This is a genomic window from Streptomyces sp. NPDC048623, assembly GCF_040650755.1.
In the GTDB taxonomy this organism is placed as follows: domain Bacteria; phylum Actinomycetota; class Actinomycetes; order Streptomycetales; family Streptomycetaceae; genus Streptomyces.
This window is the reverse complement of sequence record NZ_JBEZHV010000007.1, coordinates 1-19637: the sequence shown is the minus strand read 5'-3', so window position 1 is coordinate 19637 and position 19637 is coordinate 1. Positions and strand designations below refer to the sequence as shown.

Below are 19637 nucleotides of genomic sequence, written 5' to 3'. Positions count from 1 at the left end.
AGGGGCCGCTGCTACGGAAGGGCCCGCGGCCCGACGCAGCGCGCGCCCCACTCCTCCACCCTCCGCCGCAGCTCCCGGTCGGCCGTGACCACCAGACACGGCCGGCCGGCCGCGTTCCGGGCCAGCTCCGCGATCAGATCGTCGCCGCTGCCGGCCGCCTCCTCGACCCGTACCCCCGGCACCGCCACCACGCCCCGCGCCCGCCCCTCCAGGACGAGCACGATCTCGTACGGCCCGGAGTACGGCCCCTCCACCGGCCCGCCCCGCTCGGCGAGCCGGTCCCGCAGCCGCTCGGCGGCCCCGCGCCGGTCCTTCCACCAGCCGTCGGGAACCGAGCCGACCACGTTGGCGCCGTCGACGATCAGCAGCGGGAGAGTCATGCGCTACAGGATGTCAGCTCCGTGAGCCGCCGGTGGCGGGCGACTTCTTGGCCTCGTCCGGGATCTCGGTGTCCTCGCGGATCGACGTCCACAGCTTGGAGGCGTTGGGCTCGTACGCGACGACGCGGTTGGGGTCCTTCTTGTCGTACGCGACCGGGAGCATGATCGTGTCCATGTCCACCGGGTCGACGCCGTTGAGGCTCTGGGCGTAGTCGCTCAGCGCCTTCAGGGACGCCAGTTCGGAGTCGGTGGTGAGCGCCTTCGTCATCGAGTCGGCGATCGTGTACGTCTTGGCGGGACTGCCAAGGAGGTCCTGCTTCTTCACCTCGGTGAGCAGGGCGGTGAGGAACCTCTGCTGGTTGCCGATGCGGCCGAGGTCGCTGCCGTCGCCGACGCCGTGCCGGGTACGGACGAAGGCGAGGGACTGGGTGCCGTCGAGGCGCTGCGAGCCGGCGGCCAGGTCGAGACCGGAGTGCTTGTCCTTGATGGGCTCGTCGATCCGGACGGTCACGCCGCCGATCGCGTCGACCAGGTCCTTGAACCCGGCGAAGTCGATCTCCAGGTAGTGGTCGAGCCGCACCCCGGACATCTTCTCGACGGTCTTCATCGTGCACGCGGGACCGTACTGCGCGTACACCGAGTTGAACATCACGCGCTCGGCGGACGGCGCCGTGCCGCCGCCCTTGCGGTTGCACTCCGGCCGGGTCACCAGCGTGTCCCGGGGAATGCTCACCGCGACCGCGCTGGTCCGGCCCTCGGGTATGTGCACGACCAGCGCCGTGTCCGACCGCGCCCCGCTCACCGCCGCCCCGTCCAGCGCCGCGTTGTCCCCGGCCCGCGAGTCGGACCCGAGGACGAGCAGGTTCTGCCCGGAGGCCGGCGCCTTCTCCGGCCGGTTGTCGCCCAGATCCTTGTCGAGGTCGACGGCGGCCTCGATGTTGCCGTCGAGGCTGGAGTACATCCAGTACCCGGTCCCGCCGCAGGCGAGCACGAGCACGAGCAGCGTCAGGAGCACGATCCGTCCGGTGCGGCGCTTGCGCTTCGGCGTCCTGCGGCCGTGCTCGCGCGGAAGGTCCTCCGTCTCGCCGTGGGCGGCGGGCGGGCGTATGTCCTGGGTCATGCGGCTGAGTCCTCGAGATCGGGCGGCCCGGCGGCCGGGACACGGAAACCCGGCCCCCCCAGGGCTGCAGGATCCGTGGGCTCCTTGCGAGTCGTGAAGTATAGGCGGAAGGTCCGGACGTGTGTGCGAGTGACCCGGCCGGTTATCGTCTTTCCGTTCACATCGAGATGAACGCAGTGAAACCGACGGAGAAACCGCAGGGGAGTGGAACGGTATGGCGCGCGCGACCGGTCGTCGTACCGGCGGATCGGCCGCCGTTCTGTCCGGCACCGCCGACACCGGCACGTCGTACGAGCCGTACGAGGACGCCGCCTCGCGCGGCGGACTCGTGGCGGTCGTCGTCGCCACCCCCTCCGACGCGCTGCCGCTGCTGTCCGCCCAGGCGCCGGGCCGCCCGGTCGCCGTGGTCAGCCTGTGGCACGGCGAACCCGGTGAACTCGACGACCTCGCACGGCGGCTCGACCGGGCCGCCGCGGCCGGCGCCGGGCCGCGCCCGGTCGGCCCGCCTCTCGTTCTCGGCCTGCCGGAGTGCACGCCGGACGACCCGGCGGCCCTCGCCCGGGCCGAGTCCGCCGTCCTCGACGCCCTGGCCGGCCTCGACCCGCTGCGTGTCGCCACCCTGGACCCCGACCCGGCGAGCGTGCCGGTGCCTGACGGCGAGCGGAAGTACGCCGTGATCGAGCCGCCCCGGCGCGGCTTCGCCGCCCTCGCCGCCCTGCGCGCCGCCCGCCGTCACCAGACCGGCACTGGTGTCCCAGTCTTCGTGGACTGCCGGCGTGCGGCCGTCGACCCACGCGCGCCGCTCGACCTCGCCGCCCGCTATCCGCGCCCGGTGCGTTGGCTGACCACCGGTACCGACGGGCGCCTCTCCGTCCATCTGCTCTCCGCCGGCGGTGTGCTGCGCTGGACCGAGCACACCCCGGGCGGCCCGGGGTGGACCGGCCCCGAGCCGCTGGACACCCCCGATCTGATGCCGGGTCTGTCCGTGGTGCAGGGCCCCGACGGCTATGTACGGCTGCTCGGCCTGCGCCGTACCGCGTCCACGCAGGGGCCTGCCCTGGACGTGGTCACGGCTGTGCAGTACCAGAGCGGCCGACCGCTCGGCCCGTGGACCCCGGTGGGCAATCCGAACGCCCGCGAGTGGCACAAGGCCCGCCGGCTCGGCTTCCCGGTGGGCGCCTTCGACGCTTCCGGCACCTTTCATGTCTTCGTCCGCAACGTCGGCGCGAGCATCAGCACCCGCCGCCAGGACCCCGCGGGCCGCTGGTCCGCCTGGGAGCACTTGCGCGGCCGGAAGGTCGCCGACGAACTCGTCGCCTTCCCTGCCTGGGACGGCGGGGTCGAGCTGGTCGCCCGGGTCCGGGACGGCGTCGCCGCGGTGCACTGGCACTACGACCCGGCCACCGGTGCCTGGACGGAGGACCGTTCGGTGCCGGTGAGCGCGGTGCCCGGCAGCCTGTCGGCCGCGCCCGAGGCCGGTGCCCTGCGCTACCGCTACGCGGAGACCAGCGAGGTCTGCGTCTGGCAGCCGGGCACGGGCGCCCCGGTCGGTCTGGGCGGTGGCGACGGCACCGGCCCGGTGGCCGGCGTCGCGGGCGCCGGGATCCAGGGCTGGAGCTGCACGGTCCTGGTGCGTACCGGTCACGACCAGGCGCCCTCGGTCGGCGCGCACGCCGACGGCCGGCCCGATCTGGGCGTGTGGTGGGCGCCACACGCCGCGGGTGCGGAGGTGCCACCGGCGGTCGCGCTGGACGGCCGGGGCCGCGTGGTGATCGCCACACTCGGGCCCGACGGGGTCCCACTGGTCGCCCGGCAGCGCCCTGACGTGCAGGGTCTCGAGTTCGGCGGCTGGCAATCGGTTCACCAAGAGATTTGAAAATCGAGCATTCTTGCTAAGATCCGACGCGCGTCCGATGTGAATGACGGGTGAACATCAAGTGTTCCCCCTGTGTGCACGGCCCAGGGGCAGGGACGAGCGGGGACAACGAGGTCCCGCTCGGCGGGACGTTTCGTTGCCACATCGCGAGGGGGCCATGCACAAGCTGTCATTGCGCGCTGTCCAGAAGCTGACCTGCAAGAAGCGGGACGCCTGGTGGACGGTGCTCCTGGTCGACCCGGTCGCCACCCGACTGGTGTGCCTGCTCGCGCGCTTCGATTCCGTCACGCCCAACCGTGTCACCTGGGGCGCCCTCTTCGTCGGCCTCGGATCCGCCTACTTCTTCCTGGAAGGCGATCCGGCGTCCCTGGCGATCGGCGCCGGTCTCTACCACGTCAGCTTCATCCTCGACTGCATCGACGGAAAGCTCGCCCGCCTCAAGGGCAACGGTTCGGTGTTCGGCGGCTGGCTCGACTACGTCTTCGACCGCATCCGGGTGCTGTTCTGCGCCCTCGCCCTGATGGGCGGCCAGTACCTGCGCACCGAGCGGCCGGTGTTCCTGCTCGCCGCGCTCGTCGTCGTCTTCCTCGACATGCTGCGCTACGTCGACGCGCTGCAGATCTACAAGATGCGCATGTCCATGCGCAAGAAGATCGAGGCGCTCACCCTGGCCCGGCAGGACGCCGAGGGGGCCGGCCAGGAGGAACAGCAGGTCGTCTTCATGGAGGACCTGCTCCGCGACCAGCCGCACTCGGAGCCCGAGGAGCACCGGGCCGCCGCCGAGGCCGCCGGCCGGCCCCCGGTCGTCGACCTCCACCAGGGCTTCCGCAAGAGCTTCCCCTGGTACGCGCGGGTCCGGCACGGACTGCTGCGCAGCCGGATCCGGCCGCACCTCATCAGCGGCATCGAGTTCCAGATGTTCATCTTCATCGTGGGACCGCTCATCGGGCACGTGCTCGTCGCCACGGCCGTTTCCGCCGTGCTCCTGAGCCTCTTCGAGCTCGTGATCATGTTCAAGTTCTGGCTGTCCACCCGGGACTTCACCCGCACCCTGGAGCAGCTCGACCCCGACAGCGTGCCCGACCGGGCCGGCTCCATCTCGCCCCGGATGCAGGCCGGCCGCCACCGCCGCCGTGGCCAGGACCCGGTGGCCGATGCCGCCGAGGACCGCGCGGTGCACGCGGTGCTGACGGACGAGCGGTTCGCCGCGCCCGAGCCGTACGAGGACCCCGGCTTCCAGCCGTATCCGCACCCCTACGACGACACCGCCCACCAGCCCTGGCCCGGATACGACCAGTCCTACGGGGACACCGTGCAGCTGCAGCAGATCCCGGCCCAGGCCGCGCGGGGCGAGAACCTGCGGACGGAGTACCAGGGCCGATGAGCACCACGCCGCACGACCTGGCGTACGACAGCGCGCACGACCCCGCACCGTACCGTGTCAGCATCGTCGTCCCCGCCTACAACGCGAGCGCCACGCTCGGGCGCGCCCTGCAGTCCGCGGTCGCCCAGACCCACCGCGAGATCGAGGTGCTCGTCGTCGACGACGCCTCCGCCGACGGCACCCTCCTCGTCGCGCACCAGTACGCCCAGCAGGACGCCCGGGTCCGGATCGTCGAGCGCCCGCACAACAGCGGCGGCTGCGGCGCCCCGCGCAACAACGGCATCGACGCCGCCACCGGCGAGTACGTGATGTTCCTCGACGCCGACGACGAGCTGCCGCTCAAGGCCGTCGAGGAACTCCTCGGCAGCGCCGTCACCACCGGCGCCGACGTCACCGCGGGCCGGGTGCTGCGCATCAACCCGGCCAGGGACGAGATCACCGTCTGGCAGCAGCAGCTGTACACCACCGACCGGACCGTCGCCGGCCTCGGCGAACTTCCCGAGCTCTTCGACGATCCGATCGCCGCCGGCAAGCTCTACCGCCGCGACTTCCTCGACAGGTTCGGCATCCGCTTCCCCGAGGGCGTCTTCTTCGAGGACACCTACTTCTCCACGGTCGCCCACTTCCACGCCCGCGTCCTCACCCTGCTGCCCACCCCCGTCTACCGGTGGATGTGGGAGCGCGAGACCGACCAGCCGTCGATCACCAACCGCCGGCACGAGCTGCGCAGCATCACCGACCGGGTCAGGGTCCACCGGTACACCGACCGCTTCCTCGCCGATGCCGGCCGCCCCGACCTGCTCGCCCGCAAGGGCGCCAAGTTCCTCGGCCACGACCTGCGCCTCTACACCCCCGAACTGCGCACCGGCGACGAGGCCTACCGCGAGGGCTTCGTCCGCGCCGTCGGCCCCTATCTGCGCACCCTCGACCAGCAGGCCTACGAGCTGAGCGGGCCGATGGAACGCGTCCGCGCCTTCGGCCTCATGCACGGGCGGGTCGACATCGCGCTGTCCGCGGCCGGCTTCCTCGCCCGGCGCAGCGTCATCAGCTCCGACCTCGTCGAACGCGACGGCCGGGTCTACTGGTCCGGCTCCCTCCTCGGCCGCCCCGGCGCCGAGAGCTTCCTCGACGTCACCGACCTGGAGCTCACCGGCAGCAGGCTCGCCGACGCCCGCCTCTCCAACGAGGCCTCCCGGGTGGAGCTCCGCGGCGACCGGCTGCACATCACCGGCGCCATCCGCAACCAGCTCGGCCGCGTCCACCCCGACGACGACGTCCAGCTCATCGCCGTACTGCGCCGCCGCAGCACCAAGGCCGACCACCGCTTCCCGGTCACCGGCGTCGAGATCGACGAGCACTGGATCCGCTACCACGCCGACCTCGACCTCGCCGCCACCCTCGGCGCGGCCGACCGCGCCGGCAACTGGAACTTCTTCGTCCAGCTCCGCCACAAGGGCGAGCGGGCGTCCACCGCGCTCAACATCGACTCGGTCGACGTCTCCGAGCTGCGCCACACCACCGAGGCCGGAACCTTCGAGTTCTACCGCACCGTCAGCGGCAACCTCGGCGTGCGCCCCGAGACCAGCGCCGTCCAGGGCCGTACCAACCCGCGCGGCACCCCCTGGCTGTGGTGGCAGGGCACCGAGACGCCGCAGCCCGTCGCCCCGCCCGAGCGCCCGTCCACCGCCGTCGTCGTGCACTGCCGCAACGACGAGTACAACCTGCCGGACTTCCTCGCTTCCCTCATGGCCCAGCGCGGCTTCGGCAACACCCAGATCGTCCTCGTCGACGACGGCTCCACCGACGGCACCCCCCGGCAGCTCGCCGCCTTCGCCGCGCGCCACCCCAACGCGCAGGTCGTCAGCCAGGCACTGCTCGGCCTGCGCTCCTCCTTCGACCACGGCCTGCGCTACGTCCGCGCCCCGTACGTGCTGTTCACCCGCGCCTGTGACCTGCTCGGCGAGGACGTCCTCGCCCGGCTGCTCGCCGCCACCCGGACGGCCGAAACCGGCTACGACGTCGTCGTCGGCGAGGCCGACAACTTCCCCGGCCCACGCCGCGCCGACGATGAACCCTGGCTGCGCTACTTCACCGAGAACACCCGGGTCCGGCAGCTCCACGACGCGCCCTACCTGGTCTTCTCCACCGCCCTCGGCGCCAAGCTCTTCAAGACCTCCTACATCCGCGACCGCGCCTTCCGCTGCGGTCCGGGACCCGGCTTCGAGGACGACTGGTTCACCGTCCCCGCCCTGCTCCGCTCCCGCCGCATCACCCTCGCCAAGGGCGCCCGCTACTACGCCCGCGACGAGCGCGAACAGGACTCCCTCTTCGACCGCCCCTGGAACGACCCGGTCAAGACCCAGGAACTGGTCCGGCTCGCCGACCATGTCCTCAAGGCCGTCGCCGGCGAACCCGAGCGCACCGTTCGGCTCGCCCAGCGCTTCGTCGTCCGCTCGCTCCAGCCGTACGTGCGCAACATGCACCGGATCATGAGCCGGCCGGAACTCGCCGCCGTCTTTCCCGTGCTGCACCGCGTCTACGCAGGCATCCCCGACGACCTGATCCTGCAGTACGCCGTCCAGCAGCAGTCCCGGCTCCAGCACCACGCCGTCGTCACCGGCGACTTCGAGCTGTTCGCCGACCCGCTGCACACCCCCGCCTACCTGCCCACCCTCCACCTCGACGCCGACGGTGTCTTCCGCCGGCTCGCCGACGACCCCGTGGACACCGCGCTGCTCCGCATCGAGCGCACCGGCGCCGTTCTGGAGACCCTCCGCTGGACCGGCCGGGGCACGGCCGAGGGCACCGTCGAGTTCGAGGGCCTGCTCGTCTTCTCCGGCACCGACATCGACACCCTCTTCACCAACCCGCTGGAGCTGGTCCTCGGCGACGGGCAGCGCGAGGCCGCCGTACCGCTCGAACAGGTCTACCGGCGCGACCGCTGGCGCACCCGCAAGGACCAGGACTGGTTCTCCGGCTGGCGGGCAGCCGTCCCCGAGAACGTCCTCGACGGACTCTGCGGCGCCGAACTGCGGCTCGCGCTGCGCATCCACCACGACGAGCGCCACCATGACGTGCCGCTGTCCACCCGCCAGATGCTGCATCGCTTCAAGGGCGTGCACACCGGCCGGCGCCGCCGTCTGGTGCTGAGCATCGACGACGACGAACGCGTCACCGTGCGCTGGGTGCGCGGCGCGCTCGCCCGCCGCGCCGACAGGCTGCGCCGCCTCCGCTCCGAACTGCGCCGCTCGCTGCCCGGCAGCCCCGGCTGGCGCACCCGGCTGCTCTACTGGCTCACCAGGCCGGTGCTCGGCCGCCGCGGCATCTGGATCATCGGCGAGCGCGAGGACACCGCCCAGGACAACAGCTACCACCTCTTCAAGTGGATCCGGGAGAACCACCCGAAGCGGAAGGTCTACTACTCGATCAACCGCGACTCCGCCGACTGGGACAAGGTGGCACGCCACGGCCAGGTCATCGACCGCCTGTCCTGGCGCCACCGCGCCTATCTGCTGCACGCGGAACGCCTCATCAACGCGTACGACCTGGAGGCCTACCTCGGTTTCCCCGGCCTCAACAAGCGCTCCTTCCTGCGCGGATACGGCGACCTGCTGCGCTACAAGCGGGTCTTCCTCCAGCACGGCGTCGTCTACAACGACGTCGTCGCCTCCATCCACGCCCAGGTCACCAACGTCGACCTGGTGCTGACCACCGGCCGCAGCGAGCGCGCCTACTACGCCGAACACTGCGGCTACGGCTACGAGCGCGTCGCCGCCACCGGACTGCCCCGCTTCGACGCCCTGGCCCCGGTGCCCGGCAAACGCCGCATCCTGGTCATGCCGACCTGGCGTCGTGAGATCGTCGCGCCCTCCTACAACAAGGCGGCCAAACCGGAGGTGCCGTTCGCGGCCTCCGCGTACTACCGCTTCTTCTCCGCGCTGCTGCGCGACGAGCGACTGCTCGACACACTCCAGCGGTACGGCGTGGAACTGGAGTTCATGCCGCACTACGAGATCCGGCCGTACCTGAAGCACTTCACGATCGACCACCCGTCGATCACGGTCTCCACCACCGGCCGCGACGTCCAGCTGGCCATGCGTGAGTGCTCCATGCTGGTGACCGACTACTCGTCGGTGTTCTTCGACGTCGCCTACATGGGCAAGCCGATCGTCTACACCAACTTCGACGACGAGCAGTTCTACAGCAAGCACTACAAGCGCGGATACTTCGACCTCGCGCGCGACGGCTTCGGCCCCGCCTGCGGCACGGTCGAACGCGCCGTCGACGAGATCGTCGCCTCCGTGGAGCGCGGCTTCCGCGTGGAGCCCGAGTACCAGCGCCGGGCGGAGGAGTTCTTCGTCCTGCGCGACACCTCCAACTGCGAGCGCGCGTACACCGTGATCAAGTCGTTGGACCCGGCCGACGTCGCCGACCCGGTGTTCGACGACCGGCACCGAGGGGTGCTGATCCCATGAGCGGCGGACCGGTCAGCAGGCCGGGGCAGGACAGGCCGGGTCGGAACAGGCAGAGACGAGTGAGCGGATGAGACGCATCTTCATCGCGGGCGGGTCCGGAGCCTGCACGCGGCAGACCAGCATGGCCCCGATGGCCGGCTGGGGACAGGCACTGCACCTGTTCACCCAGGGCGCCGAGGTCGTCAACGCGGCCCGGGCGGGCGCCAGTTCGCGCAGCTTCTACGAGCGCGGCCGGCTCGCCTGGATCCTGGAGAACATCGCCCCCGGCGACCTCCTGCTGATCTCCTTCGGCCACAACGACATGCGCGCCGAGGACGGCCGGTTCACCGCGCCGTTCTCCGACTTCCAGTTCTACCTGCGCAAGTACACCGACGGCGCTCGCGCCCGCGGCGCACACCCCGTGCTCGTGCCCGGCGTGGAGCGGCGCGTCTTCGACGCCTTCGGCAACATGAAGCGCAGCCTCGGTGTCTACCCGCAGGCCGTCCGCGAGCTTTCCCGGACGATCTCCGTCCCGCTCATCGACCTGCACGAGTTCACCAGCACCTGGTGGGAGCGGATCGGCGACGCGGAGAGCAAGAAGATCTTCCTCTACCTCGGCCCCGGGGAGCACCCCAACTACCCCGACGGCGTGGAGGACAACAGCCACCTGCGCCCGCACGGTGCCCTGGAATGCGCCCGCTACGTCGCCCGCGAGCTGTACGCGCAGCGCGTCCTGCCGCCGGAGCTCTTCCGCAACCTGGACGCGCACGTCCCCGAGCACGAGGTGACCTGGCTGCCGGACGACGTCTTCGAGCACCTGACCAAGTCCCGCGTGAGCGAGGTAGGCCGATGAACGACTGGTACCCGCTGACCCGCGCCTGGGTGACCCATCCCGAGGACCCGCGCTACGGCGGCCATCTGGAGCTGTTCTCCGACGCCGACCCGGCGCTGCCGCTCGTCCCCGGGCAGCGCTTCCAGCTGGCCCTGTCCATCACTCCGCAGGACGCGCCGTACCGGGTGTACGGCTATCTGCTCGGCGACATCTTCGAGAACACGGTCCTGGACGTCGCCCGCCACAAGGGCCTCGGCAAACTCGCCAACGGCCGCTACGCCACGTACAGCTCGGGCGCGGAGCCGCGTACGGCGACCATGACCGTCAAGGTCGCCGCCGACGCCGCCGAGGGAGCGTACTTCCTGCCCAGGGTCGTGGTCGGCGTCAAGCGCACCGAGGACGAGCGACTCGTCCCCTCCATGGCGGTCTCCCGCATCGGCTTCCGGGTCCGCCGCCACTGGCTTCCCGGCCGCTCGATGACCCTCGCCCCGGGCGGCGGCTTCCTCATCCCCGGCGCCTACGTCCCCGCCGAGGGCCTGCGCCTCACCGGCACCACCTTCCCGTCCCGCGGCACGGTCTCCACCTCCCCGGACGGCTCCCTCTCCTATCAGGCGGACCCCGGCCACCTCGGCTACGACTCCTTCGCCCTCTGCTTCGAGGACGACCTGGGCCACCGGGTCTGGCAGGAGATCACGGTCCACCTGGGCGACCTGTCCGGGACACCGGGTGCGATCCTCCCGGATGCGTAGCGGACGCCGGGCGGCGGCTCGGACCGGCGCCGGCCCCCGTGGCGGTGCCCGCCCCGCCCGTCGCACGCTTCCGCGCCGCGGGCGGCTGCCCGCCGCCGTGCTCGCGCTCGCGCTGCTCGCCGGGACCGCCGGCTGCTCCGACGGTGGGGAACGGCGGCCCGCACTGAGGACGGACACGCTGCCCGCCGGGCGGCAACTGGCTCCCGGGGTCGGCTACCAGGAGTTCACCGCCCAGGGAACGGGCGGCCCGGTGCGGGCACACCTGCTGCGCGTCGCGCCCGATGCGCGGGCGCGGCTGACCGCCGAGCACGGGCGGACCCTTGCGGGGGCGCAGACCGTGCGTGACGTCGCGCGCCGCACCCACGCGCTCGCCGCCGTGAACGCCTCGTACTTCGACATCCGGGGTGGCAAGGGCTTCGCCGGGTACCCGGGCGATCCGATCGGGCTGTACGCCGAGCAGGGCCGGGTTCTGAGCGAATCCCGCAACGACGCCGCCGCCCTCCTGCTCGGCAGCCGGGACGGGCGGACGACCGCACGGATCACGGCGGTGGCGTCGTACGGGCGGATCGGCGCCGCGGACGGGGCGACCCGTGCCCTGGACGGCGTCGACCGCGTCGCCGGGCGGCTGCGGCCGTGCGGCGGGCCGGACGGGGAGCGGCGGGTCGAGGACGGCCGGCCGCTGACCCGGGACGTCAGGAGCGGCCTGTGCGAGGACCCGGACGAGATCGTCGAGTTCACGCAGGAGTGGGGCACCACCCTGCCCGAGGACCGGAGCGGCGACGCCGTAGCGGCGGTGTTCGCCGCCGACGGCACGGTGCGCGGTCTGCGCTCCCCGGCCACCGGGTCCGTACCGCGCGGCATGCGCGTGCTGTACGGCATCGGCGCGGGCGCGGACTGGCTGCGGTCCCATGCCCGCCCCGGCAGCCGCGTCGACGCCACCACGATCCTGCGCGATCCGGACGGAGAACCCGTCCCAGGACCGGTGGACTCCGCGGTCGGCGGCGGCGCGCGACTGCTCAAGGACGGCGAACTCGCCCTGGGGGAGCGGGAGCTGACCCGCCAGGACCGCCCGGCCAGGACCGTGGTGGGCGTCACGCGCGACGGCACGGTGCTGCTGCTCGTCCTCGACGGACGCGAGCCGGGCGTGAGTACCGGCGCCACCCTCGCGGAGGCCGGCGAGCTGCTGCGCTCGCTCGGCGCCGTCGACGGGCTGAACCTGGACGGCGGAGGCTCGTCGACGATGGTCGTCGACGGCGAACTGCGCAACCGGCCCCGCGAGGCGAAGGGGGACCCCGTCAGCGAACGCCAGGTCGCCACCGTCCTCGCGGTCCTGCCGGAGCCGTGAGTCCGATCCGTGAGTCCGTAGCCCGTGAACGGCGACGGCCGGTGGCCGCCCCCCGAGGGGAGCGGCCACCGGCCGTCGCCTGTGCGTACGCGTGTTACGCCGGGACGCTCGCCACGCCCTGCGCCAGGAAGCGCTTGCCGTTGACGCGCTCCGAGACGCCCTCGCGGTCCAGGTACGGCGTGATGCCGCCCAGGTGGAAGGGCCAGCCCGCGCCGGTGATCAGGCAGAGGTCGATGTCCTGCGCCTCGGCGACGACACCCTCCTCCAGCATCAGGCCGATCTCCTGCGCGACCGCGTCCAGGACGCGGTCCCGGGCCTGCTCCTCCGTCAGGACGACGTCGCCCTGCTTGAGGAGCGCGGCGACCTCGGGGTCGAGCTCCGGCTTGAAGCCGTTCTCCGGCTTGTAGACGTAGAAGCCGCGCTTGCCGGCCTCGACGACGGCCTTCAGGTTGGGGGAGACCTTGAAGCGCTCCGGGAAGGCGCGGTTCAGGGTCTCGGAGACGTGCAGACCGATGGCCGGGCCGACGAGCTCCAGGAGGACCAGCGGCGACATCGGCAGACCGAGCGGCTCGACCGCCTTCTCCGCGACGGCGACCGGGGTGCCCTCGTCGATGATGTTCTGGATCTCGCCCATGAAGCGGGTCAGGATGCGGTTCACGACGAACGCCGGGGCGTCCTTCGTCAGGACCGCGGTCTTCTTCAGCTTCCGCGCGACACCGAACGCCGTGGCCAGCGAGGCCTCGTCGGTCTTCTCGCCGCGGACGATCTCCAGGAGCGGCAGGACCGCGACCGGGTTGAAGAAGTGGAAGCCGACCACGCGCTCCGGGTGCTGGAGCTTGGACGCCATCTCGCTGACGGACAGCGAGGAGGTGTTGGTGGCGAGGATCGCGTGCGCCGGGGCGACCGCCTCGACCTCCGCGAACACCTTCTGCTTGACGGACATCTCCTCGAACACGGCCTCGATGATGAAGTCCGCGTCCGCGAAGCCGGCCGCCTTGTCCAGGACACCGGAGACCAGGCCCTTGAGACGGTTGGCCTTGTCCTGGTTGATACGGCCCTTGCCGAGCAGCTTGTCGATCTCGCCGTGGACGTAGCCCACGCCCTTGTCGACCCGCTCCTGGTCGATGTCGGTCAGGACGACCGGCACCTCCAGGCGGCGCAGGAACAGCAGGGCGAGCTGCGAGGCCATCAGACCGGCGCCGACGACACCGACCTTGGTGACCGGGCGGGCCAGGTTCTTGTCCGGCGCGCCGGCCGGGCGCTTGCCGCGCTTCTGCACCAGGTTGAAGGCGTAGATGCCGGAGCGCAGCTCGCCGCCCATGATCAGGTCCGCGAGGGCCTGGTCCTCGGCGTCGAAGCCCTTCTGCAGGTCGCCGTCCTTGGCGGCCTCGATGATGTCGAGGGCGCGGTAGGCGGCCGGGGCGGCGCCGTGCACCTTGGAGTCGGCGACCGCGCGGCCCTTGGCGACGGCCTGGTCCCAGCCCTCGCCCCGGTCGATCTCCGGACGCTCGACGGTGACGGTGCCGTTCAGGACACCGGCGGTCCAGATGAGCGACTGCTCCAGGAAGTCGGCGCCCTCGAAGAGCGCGTCGGCGATGCCGAGCTCGAAGACCTGCTTGCCCTTGAGCTGACGGTTCTGGTTGAGGCTGTTCTCGATGACGACCGAGACGGCCTTCTCCGCGCCGATCAGGTTCGGCAGGATCGTGCAGCCGCCCCAGCCGGGGACGAGACCGAGGAAGACCTCGGGCAGCGAGAAGGCCGGCAGGGCCTTGGAGACGGTGCGGTAGCTGCAGTGCAGACCGACCTCGACGCCGCCGCCCATGGCCGCGCCGTTGTAGTACGCGAAGGTCGGCACGGCGAGCGCGGACAGACGCTTGAAGACGTCGTGGCCGCCCTTGCCGATGGCCAGGGCCTCCTCGTGCTTCTTCAGCAGCTCGACGCCCTTGAGGTCGGCGCCCACGGCGAAGATGAACGGCTTGCCGGTGATGCCGACGCCGGTGATCTCACCGTTCGCGGCCTCCGCCTCGACCTGGTCGATCGCCTTGTTCAGGTTGGCGAGCGACGCGGGACCGAAGGTGGTCGGCTTGGTGTGGTCGAAGCCGTTGTCCAGCGTGATCAGCGCGAACCGGCCCGCACCCGCGGGGAGTTCGAAGTGCCGTACGTGGGCCGAGGTGACGACCTCGTCCGGGAAGAGCTCGGCGGCGCCCTTCAGAAGCTCGGCGGTGGTGCTCACTTGCCCTCCCAGTGGGGGTTCTCCCAGATGACCGTCGCGCCCATGCCGAAGCCGACGCACATCGTGTTGAGGCCGTAGCGGACCTGCGGGTTCTCCTCGAACTGGCGGGCCAGCTGCGTCATCAGACGGACGCCGGAGGAGGCGAGCGGGTGGCCGTACGCGATGGCGCCGCCGTACTGGTTCACACGGGCGTCGTCGTCGGCGATGCCGTAGTGCTCCAGGAAGGCGAGCACCTGGACGGCGAAGGCCTCGTTGATCTCGAAGAGACCGATGTCCGAGATGGACAGGCCCGCCTTGGCAAGGGCCTTCTCGGTGGCCGGGATCGGGCCGTAGCCCATGACCTCGGGCTCCACGCCGGCGAAGGCGTAGGAGACGAGGCGCATCTTCACCGGGAGGTTGTTCTCGCGGGCGAAGTCCTCGGAGGCGATGATCGACGCGGTGGCGCCGTCGTTCAGGCCGGCCGCGTTGCCCGCGGTGACGTTGCCGTGGACGCGGAACGGCGTCTTCAGGTTGGCCAGCGACTCGAGCGTGGTGCCCGGGCGCATCGGCTCGTCGGCGGTGACCAGGCCCCAGCCGGTCTCGCCGGCCTCGGGGGAGGTGCGGCGGACCGAGATCGGCACCAGGTCCTGCTGGATCTTGCCGTCGGCGTACGCCTTGGCGGCCTTCTCCTGCGAGCGCACGGCGTACTCGTCGGCGCGCTGCTTGGTGATGCTCGGGTAGCGGTCGTGCAGGTTCTCGGCGGTCATGCCCATGAACAGGGCGGACTCGTCGACCAGCTTCTCGCTGACGAAGCGCGGGTTCGGGTCGACGCCCTCGCCCATGGGGTGGCGGCCCATGTGCTCGACACCACCGGCGATGACGGCGTCGTACGCACCGAAGGCGATCGAACCGGCCGTGGTGGTCACGGCGGTCAGCGCACCGGCGCACATGCGGTCGATCGAGTAGCCCGGCACGGACTGCGGCAGGCCCGCGAGGATGCCCGCGGTACGGCCGAGGGTCAGGCCCTGGTCGCCGATCTGGGTGGTCGCGGCGATGGCGACCTCGTCGATCTTGGCGGGGTCGAGACCGGGGTTGCGGCGCAGCAGCTCCCGGATCGCCTTCACGACCAGGTCGTCGGCGCGGGTCTCGTGGTAGATGCCCTTCGGGCCCGCCTTGCCGAACGGGGTGCGGACGCCGTCGACGAAGACGACGTCCCTGACGGTACGAGGCACGATGGCTCTCCTCCAGGGTGCGGGATGGCACTGCTGCTGCGGCCCACGCCTAAGCGTGCGCTTGCCCTCCCATGCTACTTGCGAGTAACCAGACTGCCCAGTCCCCCCGCCCCAAGCGGCGAACGTCACACCCGCGCGACGCGCCGGGGCGGGTCACACGTCCGTCGTCGGGAGCGCCACCGAGTCGCCCCGCCAGACAGTACGGATGCGGTCGAGGAGCCGCAGCAGAGCCGTGTCCCGGACGAACGGCAGCAGGGCGTCGGCGTCCGTCGGCCGCAGTCGCCCCAGGGCGGCGAGGTCCAGTGTCAGGAGCAGCATTTCGGCGTGCTCGGCCAGCCAGTCGTCCCGGCCCAACTCCCGGGCGAGCCGCAGCAGCCCGACCGTCAGACGTGGGCGCTCGACCTCCGGGACCTCGGCCAGGGCAGCCCTGTGCCGGTCCAGGATGCCGCGCACCCGGCCCGGCCCGGCGTGCTGCCAGACGTGGGTGGTGTCCGCCTGTCGGACGGCGGCGGCCAGATCCGACTGCTCATCGGCGGTACGGAAGAATCCGCCCAGCCGGGAGGCGATCGTGTCCAGCTCGGCCTGGGCCACGTCGGGGCGTCCGGCGAGCTCCTGGGCGCATCCGAGCAGCAGCCGCCAGGTGCTCGTGTGCCGCCAGGGAGCCGGGTCCGTCACCGCCGACAGGGTCAGGGCCCGGAGCGCCTCCACCGCCGCGGGCCCCGGCAGCCGGGCGGAGTCGTGGACCAACTGCCGCGCCACGGCCTCGCGCATCCGTGACAGATCCTCCTCGGGCACGTACGCCAGCAGCACGGCCAGATCGGCATACGCGCCCGCCAAGTCCGCGGCCGTCCCATGGCTCCGGCTCAGCAGCGATACGAGCAGATGGGCCGCGGAGCGGATCTCTCCGGCCCCGTCGGAGTGGTACGTGCGCAGGGTGCCAGGCAGCCGGTCGAGGAGCGGGACCACGAGGTGGAGGAGGTCCATGGCGTCGGCATCGGCCACGAAGGCCACGCGGCGCATCAGCTCCGTGGCGGAGATCGCGTCCGGCGCGTGAAAGCCGCCCTGCCGGGGCGCCCGCACGGGTACGGACCAGGCCGGGCCGTCCCCGTACCCGGCACCGTCCGGGTCGTCCGCACCCTCCTCACGCAGGGCGATCCGCAGTCCGCGCCGCAGGGAGAGAGACCGGGTGAACGAGGTCCACGAGGCGTCGCCGAACTGCGACCGCCACAGGTGGGCGCAGCGCGACCAGGCGTCCGCGGGCTCCCAGCACCCGGCCAGAAAACTGGTCAGGTCGAGCTCTCCCGCGACCGCGACGGCGAGCAGCAGGAGGTTCGCGCCGTAGACGGCGTCACGCTCCACGGCGCTCTGGACGATCGGCCGGTACGCGAGGTCCGGGCCGCGCGAGCCGGCCTGCCCGGCCTGCGCGAAGAGCTCTCTCAGCAGCTCCACGAGCGACCGGCGGACATCCATACCGTCCGTCACGGTCAGCTCGTGGACATTGCGCACCACCTCCGCACGGTCGGTCAGGGGCACCACGGACAGCAGGGCGCGCAGGCGCCGGTCGTCCGGTATGCACCCGTCGGCGACGTGAGCGGACAGCAGGATGCCGAGTTCGCGGCGGATCAGCCGGGCCGCCAGATGCTCGCCGAAGGTGGCATGGAGGAACTCGTACGAGCGCAGTTCCTCCTCCGCCACCACCGCCTGGGACTCGTGGACGAAGAAGAAGCGCCCGAAGACCAGCGGCGAGTGCCCGGCCTCCAGGAGGAGCGCGACATCCCGCTCGGCGTCCTGCGCCGAGATGCTCTGGCTGCCGCGATGGAACATGCCGGTCGCGATCACCGCCAGCCGGCACAGTTCGTCCTCCACGGCTCCGGCCTCCGCGGTGTCCGGCAGCGGGCCCGCGTGCTTCACGACCTCCCGGCGCACGAACTCGCCGAGCAGTGTCTCGTACAGCCCGGTACGTCCCTTCCCGACCCCGTGCGACAGCCGCAGTGGATTGCCCACCGCGTCGTACAGCGCCAGCAACAGCAGGAGAAGCGGCTGCCGGGCGAGCTCCGTGTGAGGCCGCACCACCTCCCAGGTGAGCGGATCGAGGCCCTTCTCCGCGAAGTACCGCTGGTTCGCCTCACCCCAGATGTCCAGCCAGCGGATGATGTGCCGCTCGCCGAACGGCTCCAGACGCAGCACGGTGGCGGTGGACGGCAGGTGGGCGCGGTCGGCGACCACGGTCCGGCTGGTGACCATGACGACCGTCGGACGTCCCCATTCCGCCTCGCGGGCCTGCAGTCGCTCGACCGCGTCCAGATACCCCCACAGGCGCTGCTGATGGGCCTCTCCCTGCGCACCGGCCTGGAGCAGCTCGTCGAAGCCGTCGAGCAGCACCACACGGACTGCACCCGACGTCTCGTCCACGGCCTCGGGCCAGTGCGTCCGACGTCCCGTGTCGCGCAGCAGGGCCTGCTCGATCTGCTGCTGCACCTCCGCGTCGGCGGACACGTGCCGCAGCTCCACCCGCACGCAGAAGAACTCCCGTTCCGGCAGGTGCGCCTCCAGTAATCGAGTCAGGAGCGACTTGCCCGACCCGGGATGGCCGAGTACCAGCAGCGGAGCCCGGGTCGCCCGAGCGGTGAGCAGATGGGCGGCCAGGAACGTCGCCAGGTCGTCGCGAAGCGGCTGCCGTTCCCACCAGTCGTCACTGGCCAGATGGCGGTCCACCGGGCGCGGCGCGACGCGGAAGGACGGCGCCACGTACCCCTCGGCGAGGCTGGGGATCACGAGCCCCGAGCCGTCGACGGCGGCGATAGGGGCACGCAGCCGTGCCCGCGCACGGTCGGACGCGCGCCCGCCGCCGGCGAACGCGCTCAGCAGCGTGCCCATCCTGCCGAGGCCTGTGCGGTCCTCGTGGGCGGGCGGTTCGTCCTCCTCCGCGGGCACGACCATGCTGTCCGACGTCAGACAGAACTCCGGGCAGTCCCAGCAGAGCCTGGACACCAGGGTGTCGTACCTCCGCACCGCCTCCCGCGCGAGCCGCTCGGGCGGGGGACCGCCCGGGGCGGCCGGCCGGCGCACGACCTCCGCCGCGGCCTGGTACGAGGCTGCGAGCTCGGCGCGCAGCTCCGCCGGCTCCCGGACCCGAAACGAGCCGAGCTCGATCTGGCCGAGTTCGTGGATGACGTCGGTGGTGACGTCGGCCGGACCGGCGCTCCAGTCTACGGAAGGAGTGAGGCCTGCATGGGCGACGGCCTCGCAGAACGCGGCGACGTGCAGGACGACATCGGCCGCGCACAGCAGCGCGGTCCGCTCCACGCCGTGGGCGGCGCGCACCCGGGCCGGGTACCCGTCGAAAAGCGCCCACAGATCCGCCGACGGTGATCCGTCCAGGGTCAGCGGCGCAAGCAGTTCCTCGGCGAACTCCTGCAGGCGCGTCCGTCTCCCGGCCAGGACGGCGACTGCGCCGGCAAAATTGCCTCCGTCCTCCTCCAGCCAGGCCCGCCGGTCCACCTCAGGACGGGGCGGACGCCGCCGGCGCTGCTCCGTGACCTCGGTGTCGGCGATCACCTCCAGCTCGGCGTGGCGGAACCGCCAGTAGGCCGGGTCCAGTGAGAGACCGGGCAGGTCCGGCGTATTCGTGTGCTCGCGGCAGTACCGGACGATCTGCAGTACGTCGTCCAGCCTCGGAGCGGTGGAACGGCGTCCGGCCAGCAGCTCGGAGACGGTCGACTCGCTCCGGTGCAGGGCCCGCGCCAGAGCCGACTGCGGTACGTGGTGCGCCTGGACGAGATGGCGCAGCGCGGCACAGAAGTGGGCGACGGCACCAGGAGCATCGGTCACGAACTGGCCCCCCCCCGGCATTCGGACGACTTCGGCCCCAGAAGCAGCAGCCTACGTGCTGACCAGCCAGGACCGCTCGGTGCTTCGGGAATCTTCGGCCACTCGCCGCCCGGGGAGGCCGATGGCCCACAGTCGGGGGGGGGGGGGGGGGGCGCCCCCCCCCCCCCCCGGGGGGGGGGGGCGGGGTGCGGGGGGGGGGTGGGGGGGGGGGTGGGGTTCGTG

Annotated in this window: 11 protein-coding genes; 6 read left to right on the top strand and 5 right to left on the bottom strand. The window is 71.9% G+C overall.

Features of this window, described 5'->3' with window-relative positions; translation table 11 throughout:
* Window positions 1–11: 11 nt before the first annotated feature.
* A complete protein-coding gene (locus tag AB0C73_RS12495; RefSeq protein WP_362528091.1) occupies window positions 12–380 on the bottom strand; it encodes an NTP pyrophosphohydrolase in 369 nt (122 codons plus the stop codon).
* 13 nt (window positions 381–393) lie between these two features.
* Window positions 394–1500, bottom strand: coding sequence for an LCP family protein (locus AB0C73_RS12490; RefSeq protein ID WP_362528090.1), 1107 nt, complete (start codon window positions 1498–1500; stop codon window positions 394–396).
* 214 nt (window positions 1501–1714) lie between these two features.
* Between AB0C73_RS12490 and AB0C73_RS12485 the strand changes: the two genes are divergently transcribed.
* From AB0C73_RS12485 to AB0C73_RS12460, 6 genes are all read left to right on the top strand, one after another.
* Window positions 1715–3376 carry a hypothetical protein gene (locus AB0C73_RS12485; RefSeq protein ID WP_362528087.1) on the top strand — a complete coding sequence of 554 codons (1662 nt, stop codon included), beginning with the start codon at window positions 1715–1717 and terminating at the stop codon, window positions 3374–3376.
* Between the two features lie 157 nt (window positions 3377–3533).
* Entirely contained in the window at window positions 3534–4760 is a 1227-nt protein-coding gene (locus tag AB0C73_RS12480; protein ID WP_362528085.1) for a CDP-alcohol phosphatidyltransferase family protein, read from the top strand.
* Window positions 4757–9235 (top strand): glycosyltransferase, encoded by a 4479-nt coding sequence (locus AB0C73_RS12475; protein WP_362528083.1) that lies wholly within the window; start codon window positions 4757–4759, stop codon window positions 9233–9235. Before AB0C73_RS12480 ends, AB0C73_RS12475 begins: the two co-directional genes overlap by 4 nt.
* 67 nt (window positions 9236–9302) lie before the next feature.
* Window positions 9303–10067: a rhamnogalacturonan acetylesterase gene (locus AB0C73_RS12470; protein WP_362528081.1), complete on the top strand. Its 765-nt coding sequence runs from the start codon at window positions 9303–9305 to the stop codon at window positions 10065–10067.
* Window positions 10064–10795, top strand: coding sequence for an Ig-like domain-containing protein (locus tag AB0C73_RS12465; protein WP_362528080.1), 732 nt, complete (start codon window positions 10064–10066; stop codon window positions 10793–10795). The genes AB0C73_RS12470 and AB0C73_RS12465 overlap by 4 nt, the downstream gene beginning before the upstream one ends.
* The gene (locus tag AB0C73_RS12460; RefSeq protein ID WP_362528077.1) at window positions 10788–12140 is read left to right on the top strand and encodes a phosphodiester glycosidase family protein; all 1353 of its coding nucleotides are present in this window, start codon (window positions 10788–10790) and stop codon (window positions 12138–12140) included. Before AB0C73_RS12465 ends, AB0C73_RS12460 begins: the two co-directional genes overlap by 8 nt.
* Window positions 12141–12234: 94 nt before the next feature.
* Here AB0C73_RS12460 and AB0C73_RS12455 read toward each other — a convergent pair whose 3' ends face one another.
* The 3 genes from AB0C73_RS12455 to AB0C73_RS12445 all read right to left on the bottom strand — a co-directional run bounded on the left by AB0C73_RS12455 (window position 12235) and on the right by AB0C73_RS12445 (window position 19415).
* A complete protein-coding gene (locus tag AB0C73_RS12455; RefSeq protein ID WP_362528075.1) occupies window positions 12235–14373 on the bottom strand; it encodes a 3-hydroxyacyl-CoA dehydrogenase NAD-binding domain-containing protein in 2139 nt (712 codons plus the stop codon).
* Entirely contained in the window at window positions 14370–15584 is a 1215-nt protein-coding gene (locus AB0C73_RS12450; RefSeq protein WP_362528073.1) for an acetyl-CoA C-acyltransferase, read from the bottom strand. Before AB0C73_RS12450 ends, AB0C73_RS12455 begins: the two co-directional genes overlap by 4 nt.
* A 153-nt stretch (window positions 15585–15737) precedes the next feature.
* Entirely contained in the window at window positions 15738–19415 is a 3678-nt protein-coding gene (locus AB0C73_RS12445) for an ATP-binding protein (protein ID WP_362528070.1), read from the bottom strand.
* Between the last annotated feature and the right edge of the window lie 222 nt (window positions 19416–19637).